This window comes from Tsuneonella sp. CC-YZS046 (assembly GCF_035581365.1).
Lineage (GTDB): Bacteria > Pseudomonadota > Alphaproteobacteria > Sphingomonadales > Sphingomonadaceae > JAWKXU01.
The window spans coordinates 1,466,833-1,482,451 of the sequence record NZ_CP141590.1 but is presented as its reverse complement, the minus strand read 5'-3'; the positions used below and the strand labels follow the sequence as shown (position 1 = coordinate 1,482,451).

The window sequence follows — 15,619 nt, the reverse complement described above, 5'->3', positions numbered from 1 at the left end:
TGCCGTCAGGCGCGGTGCCGTTCCACGATTGCGATGGCGGCGGCGATGGCGTCGTCCCGGTCCAGCTCCGACGTGTCGAGGATGATCGCATCCGTCGCCGCAACCAGCGGAGCCTGGGCGCGGGTGGTGTCGCGCTCGTCGCGGGCGCGCAGATCGTCCTCTATCGAATCCAGGGTCCGGTTCTCGCCGCGCTCGCGCATTTCCTTCCAGCGCCGGACCGCGCGCGCCGCGACCGATGCGGTGACGAACAGCTTCACATCGGCATCCGGGGCGATCACGGTTCCGATGTCCCGCCCGTCCAGCACCGCGCCGCCGGGCTGGCGGGCAAAGGCGCGCTGGCGTTCGAGCAGCGCCGCGCGCACCGCTGAGTGGATCGAAACGCGGCTGGCGATGCCGCCCGCGCCCTCGCTGCGCAAGCGGGGGTCGGCAAGCAGGCTTTCGGGGAAGGCGCAGGCGGCCAGCGCATCCATCGGATCGTCCGGATCGCCGCCGTTGCGGACGAGCTGCTGGCCGACCGCGCGATAGAGCAGCCCGGTATCGAGATGGGGCAGGCCAAAATGCCGGGCCAGCGCCCGGGCGATGGTGCCCTTGCCCGAAGCGGTGGGGCCGTCGACCGCGATAATCATGCGCCCCGCTTTCGTGCAACCAGCGCCTTCGCCAGGCCCCAGATGGCGATGGCGGCCCAGAAGCCCTCCAGCACCAGCGAGGCGGGATTGAGGTTCACCAGCAGCGAAACGGTGAGCAGGCAGGCGCCCAGCAGGTTGACGCCGTGCTGGATGAACGGGTTCGGCTGCGCGTGCCAGGTGATGTAGGCATAGGCGCCGATGATGCAGGCCATGCCGGTGAAGCCGAACAGGTTCGCCATCTCCGGGCTCATGCGCAAAGGCCGTCCAGCAGCCCCTCGAAGCCCGGAAAGCTGGTGCCGATGGGGGTGGTGTCGTCGACTTCGACGCCGCTTGCGCTGGCCAGCCCGGCAATCGCCATGCTCATGGCGATGCGGTGGTCGAGATGGGTGGCGATAGGCTGCCCGTTTTCCGGCGTTCCGGAAAGGGGTTCGCCCCCGGTGCCATGGATGACCAGCCCGTCCTCGCGTTCCTCCACCCGCGCCCCGGCGGCGGCGAGGGCCGCGGCCATCACGGCCAGCCTGTCCGATTCCTTGACGCGCAGCTCGTCCAGCCCGCTGGTGACGGTGGTGCCCTCGGCCAGCGCGGCGGCGACGAACAGGATGGGAAACTCGTCGATCATGCTGGGGGCAAGCGCGGGATCGACCGCGATTCCGCTCAGCGGCGAATGAGTGACGCGCAAGTCGGCCACCGGCTCGCCGCCGACCTCGCGGGGGTTCACTTCCTCGATCCGCCCGCCCATGGCGCGCAGCACGGAGAAAAGCCCGGCGCGGGTCGGGTTCAGTCCGACATTCTCGATCAGCACGTCGCTGCCCGGCACCAGCAGGGCGGCGGTGACGAAGAACGCGGCAGAGGATGGATCGCCCGGCACGACGATGGTCCGGGGCTGAAGCTCGGCCTCGCCGCGAATGCGGATGATGCGGGTGCCTTGTTGTTCCTCCACCTCCAGATCGGCGCCGAACCCTTTCAACATGCGTTCCGAATGGTCGCGCGTCGGCACCGGCTCGATCACGGTGGTGATTCCCGGCGTGTTCAGCCCGGCCAGCAGCACCGCGCTCTTGACCTGGGCCGAGGCGACCGGAAGCCTGTATTCGATGGGGACGGCGGGGCACATTCCCCGGATCATCAGCGGCAGGGTGCCGCCGGGGCTGGCGGTGATTTCCGCCCCCATCAGGGAGAGCGGCTCGGTCACGCGGCCCATCGGCCGTTTGGAAAGGCTTGCGTCGCCGGTGAAGGTCGCGGTGATGGCGTGGCTGGCGATGAGGCCCATCAGCAGGCGGGTGGAAGTGCCGCTGTTGCCCATCTCCAGCGCGGCCCGGGGCTGCAACAGGCTGCCCACGCCCACGCCATGGACCAGCCAGTCGCCCATCCGGTCGCGTTCGATCGTCGCGCCCATGGCCCGCAGCGCGGCGGCGGTGGCCAGCACATCCTCGCCCTCCAGCATGTCGGAGATGCGGCTCTCGCCTACGGCCAGGGCGGACAGCATCAGCGCACGGTGGCTGATCGACTTGTCGCCCGGCACGCGGAGGGTGCCGAGCAGCGGCCCGGAAGGGCGGAAGCGGCGCGCATGCATGGCGGAGGATCGGTGGGATGATCGGGAAGCGGACAAAGCTGGAATACCCTTGTTGATGAGGGCCTGGATTGCGCGCGGCTTTTGACAGCGCCTGCGCGCTATGGCAAGGCGCGCGCCGCGCTCCATCTGGGAGCTTCCGCTATAATGTGATTCATTTGTCCAGCCAGTGCCCCCCGGGGCAGGCAAATTGAGGATTTTCGATGGTAAAGCCTGAATGGGGCACGAAGCGCAGCTGCCCGAAATGCGGCACCCGTTTCTATGACCTTGGCAAGGAAGACCCGGTAAACTGCATCGAATGCGGTGAGCACTGGTATCCCGAGCCGGTCCTGAAATCGAAGCAGCCCATTCCGTTCGAGGAAATCGAGAAGGAAGACAAGGCGAAGGTCGAGGATGCCGATCTGGCGGATGACGATCTGGACATCGACGTCGATGTCGATGACGATGATTCGCCTGACAATGATGTCGATCTCGGCGGGGACGACGACCTCGGTGTCGGCACGTCCGGCGACGATGACGAGGACGACAGCTGATCTTCCAACGGCATGGGGATGCCGATCCGCGCTTTCCTTCGCAGGTCGAAAATCCCTCTTGCCAATTCCGGGGCTCGCTACTAGAGGCGGCGTCCCGGGCCGGAAGGCGCGGCAAGGCATGTTCCCCAGAGCGTGCCGATGAATGGAACGGGGCCTTAGCTCAGCTGGGAGAGCGCTACAATGGCATTGTAGAGGTCAGCGGTTCGATCCCGCTAGGCTCCACCATTCATAAGATAGTACGGGTTTCATAGGGGATATTCCCCGCGCTGGCCGACGAGGTTTCGTCCGCCGGCGTTTTTCGCGTTCGGTGGCCGGCAGGCCGCGAAGGAGTGACGAAGGCCATGTTCGACAGCCTTTCAGATCGTCTCGGCGGCGTGTTCGACAAGCTGCGCGGGCGCGGCGCGCTGCGCGAGGAAGATGTCCGCGCCGCCATGCGCGAAGTGCGGATCGCCCTGCTGGAGGCCGATGTGGCGCTTCCGGTGGCCCGCCGCTTCATCGACAATGTCACGGAAAAGGCTGTCGGCCAGCATGTCCTGAAGTCGGTCACTCCCGGGCAGCAGGTCGTCAAGATCGTCCACGACGAGCTGGTCGCCATGCTGGGCGGCGATGCGGAGGGCGCGGAAGAGGCGGTCGGGCTCGATCTCAACGCGGTTCCGCCGGTCGTGATCATGATGGTCGGCCTTCAGGGCTCCGGCAAGACCACCTCCACCGCCAAGATCGCCAAGCTGCTCAAGGACAAGCAGGGCAAGAAGGTGATGATGGCGTCGCTGGACGTCAATCGCCCCGCCGCGCAGGAGCAGCTTGCCGTGCTGGGGGAGAAGGTGGGCGTCGCCACCTTGCCGATCATTGCGGGGCAGGCGCCGGTGGATATCGCCACCCGTGCTCTTCAGTCCGCGAAGCTCCAGGCGATCGATGTGCTGCTGCTGGATACGGCGGGTCGCCTGCATGTCGACGATGCGCTGATGGCGGAGATGAAGGCGGTCGCCGCCATCTCCCGCCCGCAGGAAGTGCTGCTGGTGGTCGATTCGCTGACCGGCCAGGATGCTGTGAACGTCGCCCAGAGCTTCTCCGGCGAAGTGGATCTGACCGGCGTCATCCTCACCCGGATGGATGGCGATGCCCGGGGCGGGGCGGCGCTGTCCATGCGCGCCGTCACTGGCAAGCCGATCAAGTTCGCCGGCACCGGCGAAAAGATCGACGCGATCGAGCCGTTCCACCCGGGGCGCGTGGCCAATCGCATTCTCGGCATGGGCGATGTCGTCTCGCTGGTCGAGAAGGCGGCCGCCGTCGTCGAGAAGGAAGAGGCGGAGAAGCTCGCCGAGCGGATGCTCAAGGGTCAGTTCGACATGAACGACCTGCGCACCCAGCTCCGCCAGATGCAGAATATGGGCGGCCTCGGCATGCTGGCGGGCATGATGCCGGGCATGAAGAAGGCCAAGGCGGCGATGGCGGCCTCGAACATGGACGACAAGGTCCTGCTCCGGATGGACGCGATCATCGGCTCGATGACGCCGAAGGAACGCCAGCGCCCCGAATTGCTCAACGCCAAGCGCAAGAAGCGCATTGCCGCCGGTTCCGGCACGGAAGTGCAGGACATCAACAAGCTCCTGAAGATGCATCAGGAGATGGGCCGGGCAATGAAGCAGATCAAGAAGATGGGCGGGCTCAAGGGCCTTGGTGCCCTGTTCGGAAAAGGCGGCCTCGGCGCCGCCATGCCGGGCCTTGGCGGCGGCGGTCCCGGGCTTCCCGGATTGGGTGGAGGCCAGCTTCCGCCCGACTTGCAGAATTTGCTGAACAAGAAGTGATTACATAGGGTTACAGAAGAAAGGTTATACAAATGGCAATTGCAATGCGTTTGTCGCGCGGTGGCGCGAAGAAGCGTCCCTATTACCGGATCGTGGTGGCCGACAGCCGCAGCCCGCGCGACGGCAAGTATCTGGAGCAGATCGGCACCTACAATCCGGTTCTGCCCAAGGGCGATGAAAACCGCGTGAAGCTGAATGAGGATCGCGCGCGCTACTGGCTGGGCGTCGGCGCGCAGCCGACGGATCGCGTTGCCCGCTTCCTCGACGCCGCGGGCGTGAAGGAACGCGCCGCCCGCAACAACCCGAAGAAGGGTGAACCGGGCGCCAAGGCCAAGGATCGTGCCGAGGAACGCGCCAGCAAGATCGCGGAAGCGGAAGAAGCGGCCAAGGCTGCCGAGGAAGCCGCCAACGCTCCGGCTGAGGAAGTCGCTGCGGAGGAAGCTCCTGCCGAGGTTCCCGTTGAACAGGCTGCTGCCGAGGAAGCCCCCGCTACGGAGGAAGCTCCTGCTACCGAGGAAACTCCGGCCGAGGAAGCTCCGGCCGAGGAAGCGCCCGCCGAAGCGGCTGGCGAGGAACAGGCCGAAGGCTGAGGCCCTTGGCTGGCGACAAACCCGTCACGATCGCCGCCGTTGCCGGCGCGCATGGCGTGACGGGCGAAGTCCGGCTCAAGCTGTTCGGGGAGGGCGTGGATGCGCTCTCCCGCTTCAAGAGCTTCAATGACGGCGCATTGACGCTGAAAAAGCTGCGCAGCGACAACAAGGGCGGGGCGATCGCCCGCTTTGCCGAGATCACCGACCGAAACGCAGCCGAGAAGCTGAGAGGCACGGCCCTAACGGTTCCTCGTTCCGCCCTTCCGCCGCTGGAGGAGGGCGAATATTACCACGCGGACCTGATCGGCCTGCCGGCGATCTCCACCAGCGGAGAGGCGTTGGGCAAATGCGTTGCCGTCGAGAATTTCGGCGCGGGCGATGTCCTCGAAATCGAGAAACCGGACGGCAAGCGCTTCATGGTGCCGATGCGCGAGGAAGCGGTGCCGGAATGGAGCGATCCCGAGGGCCTCGTGATTGACGCTGCCTTTGCCGAATAGTATATACATCCGAGATATACGGAGCGACGTATGACTCGCGAATGGACAACCAAGACCTTCAAATCGGGCAATTCGGTAGCGATGCGTCTGCCCAAGGCGCTTGGAATTGCCGAAGGCGATGAGGTCGTGATCGTGCCTCATGCTGACGGCAGTCTCAGCATCTGGAAAGACAGCGATACCAAGAAGGTCTTTCTGAGCCTTTATGGCAGCATGTCGCCCGGCTTCATGTCCGAAGGTCGCGGGGATATCGAGCAGGACGACTATGATTGGGATGGTCCATCGGATCGACCGGCGGTGGCTTGATGTACCTGCTCGATACGAACGCCTGCATCGATTTCCTCGATGGCAGGAGCGAACGCCTGTTGGCTCGCATCGGCGAGCATTTCGAGAATTTGTCGGTATCGTCGATCAGCGTCGGTGAGCTGATGGTCGGCTCCAAACGTTCGCAAGATCCCAAGCGCGATGCCGAGAGAATCAACATCTTCGTTGCGAGCGTGAAGATCGTCGATTTCGATCTGGCATGTGCCAGGCGTTACGGATCGATTGTGAAGCAGATCGGCGTGCGAAGAAAGAGCTTCGACCGGTTGATTGGCGTGCAGGCGCTGGAACTGGATTTGACGCTCGTGACTCGAAACGGGCGAGATTTCGCCGACGTGCCGGGTCTGAAGGTCGAGAACTGGACGGTATGATGGAATTTCCGCTCCTTATGGCTCCGGTTCTGTTGGCGCCTGCCCTGCGGGCATCTGCGGCAAGAAAGCTGCGGGGCGATGTTTCATGTCTGGTTTCGTGAAAAGCTTTGCGGAATGACCTTCGCCGCCACCATCATCACGCTCTATCCGGAGATGTTCCCCGGTCCGCTGGGCGTTTCGCTCGCCGGGCGGGCGCGGGAAGAAGGCGCGTGGTCGCTCGAAACGGTCCAGCTTCGCGATTTCGCGGCGGACAAGCATCGCACGGTGGACGACACGCCGGCCGGCGGCGGCGCCGGCATGGTGCTGAAGGTCGATGTGCTGGGCCGGGCGATCGACCATGCCCTTGCGCTCCATCCTGATTGCCCGGTGCTGGCGATGACGCCGCGCGGCAAGCCGATCACGCAGGAGCGGATTCGCGAGCTGGCTGGCGGTCCCGGAGTGACGATTCTGTGCGGCCGATTCGAAGGTTTCGACGAACGCATCTTCGAGGGGCGCGCGGTCGAGCAGGTTTCCGTCGGCGATATCGTGCTGTCGGGCGGAGAGCCGGCCGCGCTGATGGTGCTCGACGCTTGCATTCGCCTGCTTCCCGGCGTAATGGGCGCGACCGAAAGCGGACATGAAGAGTCCTTCGAGGAAGGCTTGCTCGAATATCCGCATTATACCCGACCAGTTGATTGGGAAGGGCGCACGATCCCTGAAGTGCTGCGATCGGGGGATCATGCGAAAATCGCCGCATGGAGGAAACTCCGGGCGGAAGAAGACACACGGTTACGCAGGCCGGACCTTTGGGAGCGTCACAGGGGCGCTCGGGACCGACCTGCCTCTGGCGCGCGGCGCGAAAAGTGAAGGATATGAGGACATGAACCTCATCCAGAAGCTCGAAGCCGAGGCGATCGAGCAATTCGTTCAGGGGAAGGACATCCCCGATTTCCGCCCGGGCGATACCGTCCGTGTCGGCGTGCGCGTCGTTGAAGGCGAACGCACCCGCGTCCAGAATTTCGAAGGCGTCTGCATCGCCCGCTCCAATCGCGGCCTTGGCAGCAACTTCACTGTCCGCAAGATCAGCTTCGGCGAAGGCGTGGAACGCGTGTTCCCGCTCTATTCCCCGAATATCGACAGCATTACCCTCGTCCGTCGCGGTGTCGTGCGGCGGGCCAAGCTCTATTACCTGCGCGGCCGCACAGGTAAACGCGCGCGCATCGCCGAACGGCGCGATCAGAGCGCCGGCCAGGAGGGCTGAAACCTCCCGCCCAAGCGAGTTGCAAGGGGCGTCCTGGCCGGAGAGCCGGGGCGCCCTTTTCTATTCCGCCTATCTGAAAGTTCGGCGGATCAGCCGGAGCTTTCCGGCAAGGAGTTTATGGAATGGGTTATCGAGTAGCTGTTGTAGGTGCCACCGGGAATGTCGGGCGCGAGATGCTTGCCATTCTGGCCGAACGCGAATTCCCCTGTGACGAAGTGGCGGCCGTCGCCAGCCCGCGCTCCACGGGCATGGAGATCGAATTCGGCGATACCGGCAGGATGCTGAAGGTGAAGAATATCGAGCATTTCGATTTCACCGGATGGGACATCGCGCTGTTCGCGGCAGGCTCCGGCCCGACCCAGATCTATGCGCCCAAGGCCGCCGCCGCGGGCTGCGTGGTGATCGACAACAGCTCGCTCTACCGCATGGACCCGGATGTGCCGCTGATCGTGCCGGAGGTGAACCCCGATGCGATCGACGGCTATACCAAGAAGAACATCATCGCGAACCCCAACTGCTCGACCGCCCAGATGGTCGTGGCGCTGAAGCCGCTGCATGATTTCGCCACCATCAAGCGGGTGGTGGTTTCCACCTACCAGTCGGTGTCCGGCGCGGGTAAGGTCGGCATGGACGAGCTGTTCGAGCAGAGCCGGGCGATCTTCGTGGGCGATCCGGTGGAGCCGAAGAAGTTCACCAAGCAGATCGCGTTCAACGTCATTCCCCATATCGATGTCTTTCTCGATGACGGCTCCACCAAGGAAGAGTGGAAGATGGTGGCGGAGACGAAGAAGATCCTCGATCCCAAGGTGAAGGTGACCGCCACCTGCGTCCGCGTTCCCGTGTTCGTCGGCCACTCCGAATCGATCAGCCTCGAATTCGAGAAGGAGATTTCCGCGCAGCAGGCGCAGGATCTGCTGCGCGAGGCGCCGGGCATCATGCTGGTGGATAAGCGCGAGGATGGCGGTTACGTCACTCCGGTCGAATGCGCGGGCGACAGCGCGACCTATATCAGCCGGGTGCGGGAAGATTCGACGGTCGAGAACGGCCTGAACCTGTGGTGTGTGTCCGACAATTTGCGCAAGGGCGCCGCGCTGAACGCGGTGCAGATCGCGGAATTGCTGGGCCGCCGCCACCTCAAGAAGGGCTGAGCCACGCTTGTCGGCTTAATGCGCGGCCTCGGCGGAAATCGGGGCCGCGTCCTTCGCGGGCTTGCGGATCAGCATCACCAGCGGGATCGAGGCCAGGCATAGCCAGCCCATCAGCCAGAAATCGTTGACATATCCGATCATTGCCGCCTGGCGATTGACCTCGGCGTCGGCAAAGCTCAGGGCCGCTTCGCCGAACTGGGCAAAGCGCCCGGCCTGCGCGGGATCGAACACCTGCATCGCCTCCGCCGACACATGGGGCGCCAGCTCGGCATGGTTGGTCTGGATCGAGCGCGCCAGCAGCAGCGACGAAAGCGAAATCCCCACCGAGGCGCCGATCGAACGGGACAGGTTGACCAGGCTCGATCCATCCGCCCGCAAATGCGCGGGCAAGGTGCTGAACGCCAGTGCGTTCAGCGGAATGAACAGGAATCCCAGACCGACTCCCTGGATCACGCCTGTCATCACGACGTGCCGCATATCCACATCGAGCGACCACGACGCCATCTGGAACATGGAAAGGGCGATGATGCCGAACCCCGTCGCCACCATCAGCCGGAGATCGACCCCCATGCGGGCAAGCCGCCCGACCAGGATCATGCATGCCATCACCCCGATCCCGCGGGGCGCGACGACGGTGCCGGAGGTCAGCACCGAATAGCCGAGCAGGCCCTGCAGCAGGGGCGGGAGCAGGGCCAGCGTCGCATAGGCCGACAGCCCGAGCACCAGCATGATGAGCAGGGTCACGGTGAAATTGGCGTCATGCCACAGCGCCCGGTCGAACAGGGGCGCTCGCGCCGTGGCCAGGTGAACCACCGCCATCCAGCCCGCGCAGGCGGCTATGATGGCATAGACCCAAGCCTCGGTCGCATCGAACCAGTCGATATGCTGGCCCCGGTCCAGCAGCAATTGCATCGAGGCGACGCTGAGCGCGACCAGCACATAGCCCGCGATATCGAACCGCACCTTGCGGGTGGGCCAGCGTGGAAGCTGGGTCGCCATGAGGAACAGCGCCACCGCGCCGACCGGGACATTGACGTAGAACACCCAGCGCCAGTTCATGTTCTCGGTCAGCCAGCCGCCGATGATCGGCCCGAGGATCGGCCCGACGATGATCCCGCCGCCCCACAGGGCCATCGCCTGGGGGTGCCGGGATGGCCGGGTGACGTCCAGCATCACGGTCTGGCTCAGGGGCATCAGGAACGCCCCGGCGAAGCCCTGGATAACCCGGAAGAGCACCATTTCCTCGAGATTGATCGCCATGCCGCAGAGCATCGAGGAGAGGATGAACAGGATGGTCGAGACCAGCATCAGCCTGCGCGCGCCGAACCGGCCAGCGAGCCAGCCCGCGGTGGGCAGGGCGATGGCGGAAGCGACGATGTAGCTGGTCAGCACCCACAGCACGCTTTCCTGGGTCGCGCCCAGGGAGCTTTGCATATGCGGGATCGCGACATTCGCGATGGTGGTGTCGAGGATTTGCAGCAGCGCGGCCAGCAGGACGCCGATATAGACCAGCGGCACGCTGTCGACATGGACCGTCGGCGCATCGAGCGCCGCCGGTGTGATGCCCGTCCCCTCCGCTGGCGCTGCCGAGGCCTCGGCGGCCATGGCCTATCTGGCCTTCTTGTGGCCGGAATCGCCGGTGAACACGGTTACGTCGGCCGATAGCCCGGCGATCAGCCGCCGCGCCGGCTTGCTGTCGATGGCGATCCTCACCGGCACCCGCTGAGTGACCTTCACCCAGTTGCCGGTGGCGTTCTGGGCGGGAAGAACCGAAAATTCCGAGCCGGTGCCCGATCCGATCGACTGGACATGGCCGTTGAGCTTGAGGCCGGGATAGGCGTCGAGCGCGATCTCGGCCTTCTGGCCCACCCGCATGTCGTTCAACTGCGTTTCCTTGAAGTTCGCCTCGACATAGCTCGACTTCTCATTGACGATGGTCAGCATCGGCATGGCGGTGATCGCCATCTGCCCTTCCTGGAGGCGTTCGGACTGGGCGACTCTCCCCGCGATGGGCGCTTTCACCTCTGTCCTGCGCAAATCGAGTTCGGCCTGCTCCCGATCTGCCTTGGCTTTGGCGATCTGCGCGTTCTCGTTGGGGATGGCAGGCCCGTTGGACAGCTTTGCCTGGGCTTCGCGGGCGCGCGCCTCGGCGCCATTCAGCGCTTCGCGCGCCTGGGCGACCGCGTGCCGCGCCGCATCGAGGTCGGCCTTGGTGGTGAAGCCGCGCGTCCACAGCGCTTCCTGGCGGGCAAGGCGGGATTGGGCGAAGCCGATGTCTTCCCGCGCGGCGGCAATGTCAGCGCCGGAAAGCGCCTCGTCGTTCTGCAGCGCGGTCACATTGCTCTGCGCGGCCGCGATGGAAGCGGTCGCCTGCTCTATCTTGACCATGAACGGTTCGGGATCGATGCGGAACAGCAGATCGCCCGGGTTCACTATCTGGTTTTCGTGGACGGAGACGTCGATGATCTTCCCTGCCACCTCGGCGGAGACGCCCACGCTATCCTGCTTCACATAGGCGTTGTCGGTCGAAACCTTCCCCTGAAGGCTCCACCAATAGGCCAGCCCGCCCACGATTACGAGCAGGGGCACCGAGATCATCAGAAGCAGGCGCTTGCGCCGGGGCGCCGCCGGTTGCCGGGCCGCCTCGTCATCTTCCACTTCGGTTCGACCGGAAATATCTGGGTCCGCTTCAGCCAATTCGCCTCTCTTCACGATGGTCTTGCGAGTCACCGCCCGATATGTCCGCGCGGCGCCGAATTTGGAAAGGCCATAAGTCCGAGAACCGGGGCATGGCAATCACTTATCGCTTGACCCCGGGCGCTTCCTTGTTCGGGATAGCCATCCGCACACAGGCGCAAGGAGAGAAGATGCAGCCGCAAACCGCAAGCGTGGAGGAGATTCCCGCGTTCGATGGCGCGAAACTTGCCGTGCATCGCCTGGGCGAGGGGCGGCCCGTGCTGCTGCTGCATGGCCTGTTTTCCAGCGCTGCGATGAACTGGATCAGGTTCGGCCATGCGCAGCGCCTCGCCGATGCCGGATTCGAAGCGATCATGCCGGATCTGCGCGCCCATGGCGCAAGCGCCGCGCCTCACGATCCCGAAGCCTATCCGCCCGATGTGCTGGTGCGCGATCTGGTGTCGCTGGTGGATGCGCTGGAACTGGAGGAGTTCGATCTCGTCGGTTTCTCGCTCGGCGCGCGCACCGCCGCGCGGGCCGTGGCAGGGGGCCTTTCGCCGCGCAGGCTGGTGCTGGCGGGGATGGGGCTGGAGGGGCTGACCGGCTGGCTGCGGCGCGGCGGCTTCTTCATCGACGCGATCGACCGCTTTGCCGAAGTGCGCCAGGGCGATCCCGCCTTTCTCACCGTCCAGTTCATGAAGACGATGAAGATCGACCGTGTCGCGGCGCGGCTGCTGCTCCAGTCGATTCAGGATCTGCAGCGGGACGAACTCGGCAAGCTGACCATGCCGGCGCTGGTGCTGTGCGGAGAGGACGACCGCGACAACGGATCGCCGGAAGCCCTGGCCGAAGCGCTGCCGGACGGCAGGCTGGAATGGATGCCCGGCACGCATATGAACTCCGTCACCAGGCCCGATCTCGGGCAGGCCATCGTCCGCTTCCTGTCCGGCTAGCGCAAAAGGAAAGGGCGCCTCCTTCCGGGGCGCCCTTTCCATGATATGCGATCCAGTCAGGATCAGGCCGCGGCTTCGTCGCCGCCTTCGGCCCGTTCCTCGATCAGCTCGGCCGGGATTTCGCCCGGCTCCGCATTGGGATCGACCGCTTCGGTGAAGCCGGTCGGAACCTTGTCTTCCTCGAACATCTGGGCCATCACGTCGACGCCCTGGCTCTGCAATTCGGCCTCGTCGTCGGAGCGGGCCACATTGGCCTTCACGGTGACATGGACTTCGGGGTGCAGCGAGACGCGGACGTCGAACACGCCGATGGTCTTGATCGGGCGTTCCAGCACGACCTGCGACTTGCCGATATCGTGGCCCTTTTCCTTCAGCGCTTCCACGATGTCGCGGACGCTGACCGAGCCGTAAAGCTGGCCGGAATTGGAGGAAGCGCGGATCAGCACCACTTCGGTGCCGTCGACCTTTTCGCCGGCCTTGGCGGCATCGGTCCGGCGCTCGGCGTTTTCCTTCTCCAGCCGTTCGCGGTTGGCTTCGAACACCTTGCGGTTGGCGTCGTTGGCGCGCAGCGCCTTCTTGTTGGGCAGCAGGAAGTTGCGGGCGTAGCCGTCCTTGACGGTCACGACATCGCCGATCGAGCCCAGCTTCTCGATACGTTCGAGCAGGATGATTTGCATGGCGGTGCCCTCCTTACTTCACGATGTAGGGCAGCAGGCCCAGATGGCGCGCGCGCTTGATCGCCTTGGCCAGCTCGCGCTGCTTCTTGGCGGAAACGGCGGTGATGCGGCTCGGCACGATCTTGCCTCGCTCGGACATGAAGCCCTGCAGCAGGCGCACGTCCTTGTAATCGATCTTCGGCGCGTTCTTCGCGGAGAACGGGCAGCTCTTGCGGCGGCGAAAAAACGGACGCGCCATGATCAGATCTCCTCGCGTTCGCGGCGGCGGCTGCGCTCGCGGTCGTTCTTGCGCATCATCACCGACGGGCCGTTCTCATGCTCGTCGACCCGGATGGTGACGTAGCGGATGACGTCTTCGTTGATGCGGGTCTGGCGTTCCAGCTCCTCGACCACATTGGCCGGGGCGTCGATGTTCAGCAGGACGAAATGCGCCTTGCGGTTACGCTCGATCTTGTAGGCCAGGTTCTTGAGGCCCCAGGTTTCCGTCTTGGTGACCTTGCCGTTGTTCTGCTCGACGATTTCCGTCGCAGTGGCGGCCAATGCGTCGACCTGGCTCTGGCTCAGATCCTGACGCGCGAGGAAGACATGCTCGTAAAGCGGCATGCGCGCATTCCTTTCATCACTATGCCGATCGCTGGCTGATCCGCGACCATCGCGGGGCCCCTCCGGCTTTCTTCGTTTCCCGGCCAAGCGGCGGGGAAGGGCGCGCCATAGCGATTCCCGGGGGGAATGCAAGCCGGGAATGGCCCGTTTCGCGCAATCCGAGGCCATGGCGGTTGACGCGGAACGGCGAAAATGTGGATCGGGCTTTCCGGGGATTTCCCCGCTGCGCCGGGCTATTGCCCCGGAATTGGGTGTGACCTTTCGCGAGGGGGCTTCTTCGCCTTGCGTCATCCCCGTGCAAACGGGAAGCCAGCCTCCTTTCATCTCCGGGTGTCTCATCCCTCAGGATAAGCCAGATTTTCGCCGGGTAGGAAAGGTGCCGACAAGAACCGCCCGGCCTCTCCCTCGTCATGCCGACGCAGGCTGGGATCGTTGTGGGCGGCGCGGCGCGTTACCGAGAGAGAGATGCCAGCGTTCGCTGGCATGACGATGAGGGGCGAGGTTGCAATAGGTCGCAAGCAAACATCGGATGACCTATGCTCCCAAGGCATCCATCCCACCGCTCAACCCAGCCGCGCCAATATGTCTTTCGCAAAGTTGGTCAGGGTATCGTCGCGCGCGCCCATCACCACGATCCGGTCACCGGGGTGGGCGAGGGCCACGATGCGCTGCCCGCACTCCTCGCGCGACGGGATATATTCCGCGTCGCCCCCGGCCTCCCGGATCAGGCGGACGATCCGTTCCGAGCCCTCGCTGCGGTCCACTGTGCCGCCGAAATAGACCGGATCGCAGAAGATCGTCACATCCTCCGGCCCCAGCTCGCGGGCGAAGGTTTCCGCCAGCTCATGCCCCATCTGGCGCAGCGGGCCATAGCCGTGCGGCTGGAAGAAGGCGATCACGCGCCCGGGATGCGCCTTCAGCGTGCGCAAGGTCGCTGCGCATTTTTCCGGATTATGGCCGAAATCGTCGATTACGGTGATGCCGGACGGGCTGGCGCCGATGATGTCGAACCGGCGGCCGAGGCCGGTAAACCCGCCGAGCGCCCGCACCGCCTCGCCGACCGGCACTCCTGCCGCGTTCGCTCCGGCGATGGCGGCAAGGGCGTTGGCGAGATTGTGCCGCCCGGGGACCCGCAGCGAGAGCGCATGGGCGGCCCCGTCCCGCCGATCCAGCACGGTTGCGGCAAGCGAGGCCGGGCCGTCGACGATGCTGCCCGGTTGCACTCCGATGTTGGCCGCCGGATTTTCTATCGCGAAAGTCGTCAATCGCCTGGCACGCTCTGCCAGCGTGGCGCTTTCCGCATCGTCGAGATTGATCGCTGCCGCTTGCGAAGCCGCCAGGAAATCGCCGAACAGCGACCGCAATTCCTCCAGGCTCTTGTGATCGAGGCTGACGTTCAGCAGCACCGCCACCGCCGGGCGATAGAGCGCGATGGAGCCGTCGCTTTCGTCCACCTCGGAAACGAATACCCCGTCCGCCGTGCCCTGCGCGCCTACGCGCGCGCTGGCGAAGGGTGCGTCGGCGGAGACGAAGTTCTTCATCACCGCGCCGTTCATGATGGTGGGATCGCGCCCGGTGTCGAACAGAATCCAGCCCAGCATCCCGGTGACGGTGGACTTGCCGCTGGTGCCGCCCACCGCGATGCCGCAGGGCGCGCGATTGAACAGCGATGAAAGCAGCTCGGCCCGGCTCAGGCGCGGGCAGCCCAGTTCCCGGGCGCGCACCATTTCCGGAACGGTGTCCTCCACTGCGGCGGAAGCGACGAGAACCTGCTCCGGCGAAGTGACCCCGCTGCCGTCCTGTGGGAACAGGGCGATGCCCTGCCGTCCCAGCCAGGCGAATTTTTCCGGCGTGCGGCCCTGGTCGCGGCTGCGGTCGGACCCCGCGATGCGCGCGCCTTGCCCGCGCAGGATCAGCGCGAGCGGCAACATGCCGGAGCCGCCGATGCCGCAGAAGAACCAGGGATGGGCAGTGAGATCGGCGCCTGCTGCTGAATTGTCGGTCATAAGGCTTCG

The 15,619-nt window shown here is 65.0% G+C and carries 19 protein-coding genes and 1 tRNA gene; 11 read left to right on the top strand and 9 right to left on the bottom strand.

All coding sequences use genetic code 11. The annotated features are described in order from the left end of the window. Positions 1 to 5: 5 nt before the first annotated feature. The 3 genes from U8326_RS07285 to aroA are packed head-to-tail and all read right to left on the bottom strand — an operon-like array spanning position 6 to position 2,196. Positions 6 to 626 (bottom strand): d(CMP) kinase, encoded by a 621-nt coding sequence (locus tag U8326_RS07285; RefSeq protein ID WP_324743290.1) that lies wholly within the window; start codon positions 624 to 626, stop codon positions 6 to 8. After that, positions 623 to 877, bottom strand: coding sequence for a CBU_0592 family membrane protein (locus tag U8326_RS07280; RefSeq protein WP_324743288.1), 255 nt, complete (start codon positions 875 to 877; stop codon positions 623 to 625). Before U8326_RS07280 ends, U8326_RS07285 begins: the two co-directional genes overlap by 4 nt. Beyond that, on the bottom strand, positions 874 to 2,196 hold the full coding sequence (aroA, locus tag U8326_RS07275; protein ID WP_324743286.1) for a 3-phosphoshikimate 1-carboxyvinyltransferase: 1,323 nt from the start codon (positions 2,194 to 2,196) through the stop codon (positions 874 to 876). The genes U8326_RS07280 and aroA overlap by 4 nt, the downstream gene beginning before the upstream one ends. Before the next feature lie 200 nt (positions 2,197 to 2,396). On the opposite strand from aroA, the gene U8326_RS07270 reads away from it, so the two are divergent. The 10 genes from U8326_RS07270 to U8326_RS07225 all read left to right on the top strand — a co-directional run bounded on the left by U8326_RS07270 (position 2,397) and on the right by U8326_RS07225 (position 8,695). Continuing rightward, positions 2,397 to 2,726 carry an FYDLN acid domain-containing protein gene (locus U8326_RS07270; RefSeq protein WP_324743284.1) on the top strand — a complete coding sequence of 110 codons (330 nt, stop codon included), beginning with the start codon at positions 2,397 to 2,399 and terminating at the stop codon, positions 2,724 to 2,726. 149 nt (positions 2,727 to 2,875) lie between these two features. Continuing rightward, positions 2,876 to 2,951 (top strand) — tRNA-Ala (locus tag U8326_RS07265). A 116-nt stretch (positions 2,952 to 3,067) separates the two neighbouring features. Then, positions 3,068 to 4,531: a signal recognition particle protein gene (gene ffh, locus U8326_RS07260; RefSeq protein ID WP_324743282.1), complete on the top strand. Its 1,464-nt coding sequence runs from the start codon at positions 3,068 to 3,070 to the stop codon at positions 4,529 to 4,531. Positions 4,532 to 4,563: 32 nt separating this feature from the next. Next, a complete protein-coding gene (rpsP, locus tag U8326_RS07255) occupies positions 4,564 to 5,121 on the top strand; it encodes a 30S ribosomal protein S16 (protein ID WP_324743281.1) in 558 nt (185 codons plus the stop codon). 5 nt (positions 5,122 to 5,126) lie between these two features. Beyond that, complete coding sequence (gene rimM / locus U8326_RS07250; protein ID WP_324743279.1) at positions 5,127 to 5,618, top strand: ribosome maturation factor RimM; 492 nt, start codon at positions 5,127 to 5,129, stop codon at positions 5,616 to 5,618. Positions 5,619 to 5,648: 30 nt separating this feature from the next. Further along, a complete protein-coding gene (locus U8326_RS07245; RefSeq protein WP_324743277.1) occupies positions 5,649 to 5,921 on the top strand; it encodes an antitoxin in 273 nt (90 codons plus the stop codon). Next, the gene (locus U8326_RS07240; protein ID WP_324743276.1) at positions 5,921 to 6,307 is read left to right on the top strand and encodes a type II toxin-antitoxin system VapC family toxin; all 387 of its coding nucleotides are present in this window, start codon (positions 5,921 to 5,923) and stop codon (positions 6,305 to 6,307) included. Before U8326_RS07245 ends, U8326_RS07240 begins: the two co-directional genes overlap by 1 nt. Before the next feature lie 114 nt (positions 6,308 to 6,421). Then, positions 6,422 to 7,153, top strand: a complete 732-nt coding sequence (gene trmD, locus U8326_RS07235; protein ID WP_324743274.1) for a tRNA (guanosine(37)-N1)-methyltransferase TrmD — start codon at positions 6,422 to 6,424, stop codon at positions 7,151 to 7,153. Between the two features lie 13 nt (positions 7,154 to 7,166). Beyond that, positions 7,167 to 7,547 carry a 50S ribosomal protein L19 gene (gene rplS, locus U8326_RS07230; RefSeq protein ID WP_324743273.1) on the top strand — a complete coding sequence of 127 codons (381 nt, stop codon included), beginning with the start codon at positions 7,167 to 7,169 and terminating at the stop codon, positions 7,545 to 7,547. A 122-nt stretch (positions 7,548 to 7,669) separates the two neighbouring features. Continuing rightward, a complete protein-coding gene (locus tag U8326_RS07225; protein ID WP_324743272.1) occupies positions 7,670 to 8,695 on the top strand; it encodes an aspartate-semialdehyde dehydrogenase in 1,026 nt (341 codons plus the stop codon). 15 nt (positions 8,696 to 8,710) lie between these two features. Here the strand turns inward: U8326_RS07225 and U8326_RS07220 are convergent, their stop codons facing one another. Next, on the bottom strand, positions 8,711 to 10,300 hold the full coding sequence (locus U8326_RS07220) for a DHA2 family efflux MFS transporter permease subunit (protein ID WP_324743271.1): 1,590 nt from the start codon (positions 10,298 to 10,300) through the stop codon (positions 8,711 to 8,713). A 3-nt stretch (positions 10,301 to 10,303) separates the two neighbouring features. After that, a complete protein-coding gene (locus U8326_RS07215) occupies positions 10,304 to 11,425 on the bottom strand; it encodes an HlyD family secretion protein (RefSeq protein WP_324743269.1) in 1,122 nt (373 codons plus the stop codon). Between the two features lie 137 nt (positions 11,426 to 11,562). On the opposite strand from U8326_RS07215, the gene U8326_RS07210 reads away from it, so the two are divergent. Beyond that, positions 11,563 to 12,324 carry an alpha/beta fold hydrolase gene (locus U8326_RS07210; RefSeq protein ID WP_324743267.1) on the top strand — a complete coding sequence of 254 codons (762 nt, stop codon included), beginning with the start codon at positions 11,563 to 11,565 and terminating at the stop codon, positions 12,322 to 12,324. A 62-nt stretch (positions 12,325 to 12,386) separates the two neighbouring features. Here the strand turns inward: U8326_RS07210 and rplI are convergent, their stop codons facing one another. The 4 genes from rplI to U8326_RS07190 form a co-directional block, all read right to left on the bottom strand. Next, complete coding sequence (gene rplI, locus U8326_RS07205) at positions 12,387 to 13,001, bottom strand: 50S ribosomal protein L9 (RefSeq protein ID WP_324743265.1); 615 nt, start codon at positions 12,999 to 13,001, stop codon at positions 12,387 to 12,389. A gap of 13 nt (positions 13,002 to 13,014) precedes the next feature. Next, complete coding sequence (gene rpsR, locus U8326_RS07200; RefSeq protein ID WP_324743263.1) at positions 13,015 to 13,239, bottom strand: 30S ribosomal protein S18; 225 nt, start codon at positions 13,237 to 13,239, stop codon at positions 13,015 to 13,017. Positions 13,240 to 13,241: 2 nt separating this feature from the next. Further along, positions 13,242 to 13,604, bottom strand: a complete 363-nt coding sequence (gene rpsF, locus U8326_RS07195) for a 30S ribosomal protein S6 (protein ID WP_324743262.1) — start codon at positions 13,602 to 13,604, stop codon at positions 13,242 to 13,244. A gap of 563 nt (positions 13,605 to 14,167) precedes the next feature. Beyond that, positions 14,168 to 15,610 carry a glutamate ligase domain-containing protein gene (locus tag U8326_RS07190; protein WP_324743261.1) on the bottom strand — a complete coding sequence of 481 codons (1,443 nt, stop codon included), beginning with the start codon at positions 15,608 to 15,610 and terminating at the stop codon, positions 14,168 to 14,170. Positions 15,611 to 15,619: the final 9 nt, after the last annotated feature.

Bases quoted from the DNA above. Each gene is read 5' to 3' on its own strand.
- U8326_RS07285 (WP_324743290.1), bottom strand. From the start codon at position 626: ATGATTATCGCGGTCGACGGCCCCACCGCTTCGGGCAAGGGCACCATC.
- U8326_RS07280 (WP_324743288.1), bottom strand. From the start codon at position 877: ATGAGCCCGGAGATGGCGAACCTGTTCGGCTTCACCGGCATGGCCTGC.
- aroA (WP_324743286.1), bottom strand. From the start codon at position 2,196: ATGCATGCGCGCCGCTTCCGCCCTTCCGGGCCGCTGCTCGGCACCCTC.
- U8326_RS07270 (WP_324743284.1), top strand. From the start codon at position 2,397: ATGGTAAAGCCTGAATGGGGCACGAAGCGCAGCTGCCCGAAATGCGGC.
- ffh (WP_324743282.1), top strand. From the start codon at position 3,068: ATGTTCGACAGCCTTTCAGATCGTCTCGGCGGCGTGTTCGACAAGCTG.
- rpsP (WP_324743281.1), top strand. From the start codon at position 4,564: ATGGCAATTGCAATGCGTTTGTCGCGCGGTGGCGCGAAGAAGCGTCCC.
- U8326_RS07245 (WP_324743277.1), top strand. From the start codon at position 5,649: ATGACTCGCGAATGGACAACCAAGACCTTCAAATCGGGCAATTCGGTA.
- U8326_RS07240 (WP_324743276.1), top strand. From the start codon at position 5,921: ATGTACCTGCTCGATACGAACGCCTGCATCGATTTCCTCGATGGCAGG.
- trmD (WP_324743274.1), top strand. From the start codon at position 6,422: ATGACCTTCGCCGCCACCATCATCACGCTCTATCCGGAGATGTTCCCC.
- rplS (WP_324743273.1), top strand. From the start codon at position 7,167: ATGAACCTCATCCAGAAGCTCGAAGCCGAGGCGATCGAGCAATTCGTT.
- U8326_RS07225 (WP_324743272.1), top strand. From the start codon at position 7,670: ATGGGTTATCGAGTAGCTGTTGTAGGTGCCACCGGGAATGTCGGGCGC.
- U8326_RS07220 (WP_324743271.1), bottom strand. From the start codon at position 10,300: ATGGCCGCCGAGGCCTCGGCAGCGCCAGCGGAGGGGACGGGCATCACA.
- U8326_RS07210 (WP_324743267.1), top strand. From the start codon at position 11,563: ATGCAGCCGCAAACCGCAAGCGTGGAGGAGATTCCCGCGTTCGATGGC.
- rplI (WP_324743265.1), bottom strand. From the start codon at position 13,001: ATGCAAATCATCCTGCTCGAACGTATCGAGAAGCTGGGCTCGATCGGC.
- rpsR (WP_324743263.1), bottom strand. From the start codon at position 13,239: ATGGCGCGTCCGTTTTTTCGCCGCCGCAAGAGCTGCCCGTTCTCCGCG.
- rpsF (WP_324743262.1), bottom strand. From the start codon at position 13,604: ATGCCGCTTTACGAGCATGTCTTCCTCGCGCGTCAGGATCTGAGCCAG.
- U8326_RS07190 (WP_324743261.1), bottom strand. From the start codon at position 15,610: ATGACCGACAATTCAGCAGCAGGCGCCGATCTCACTGCCCATCCCTGG.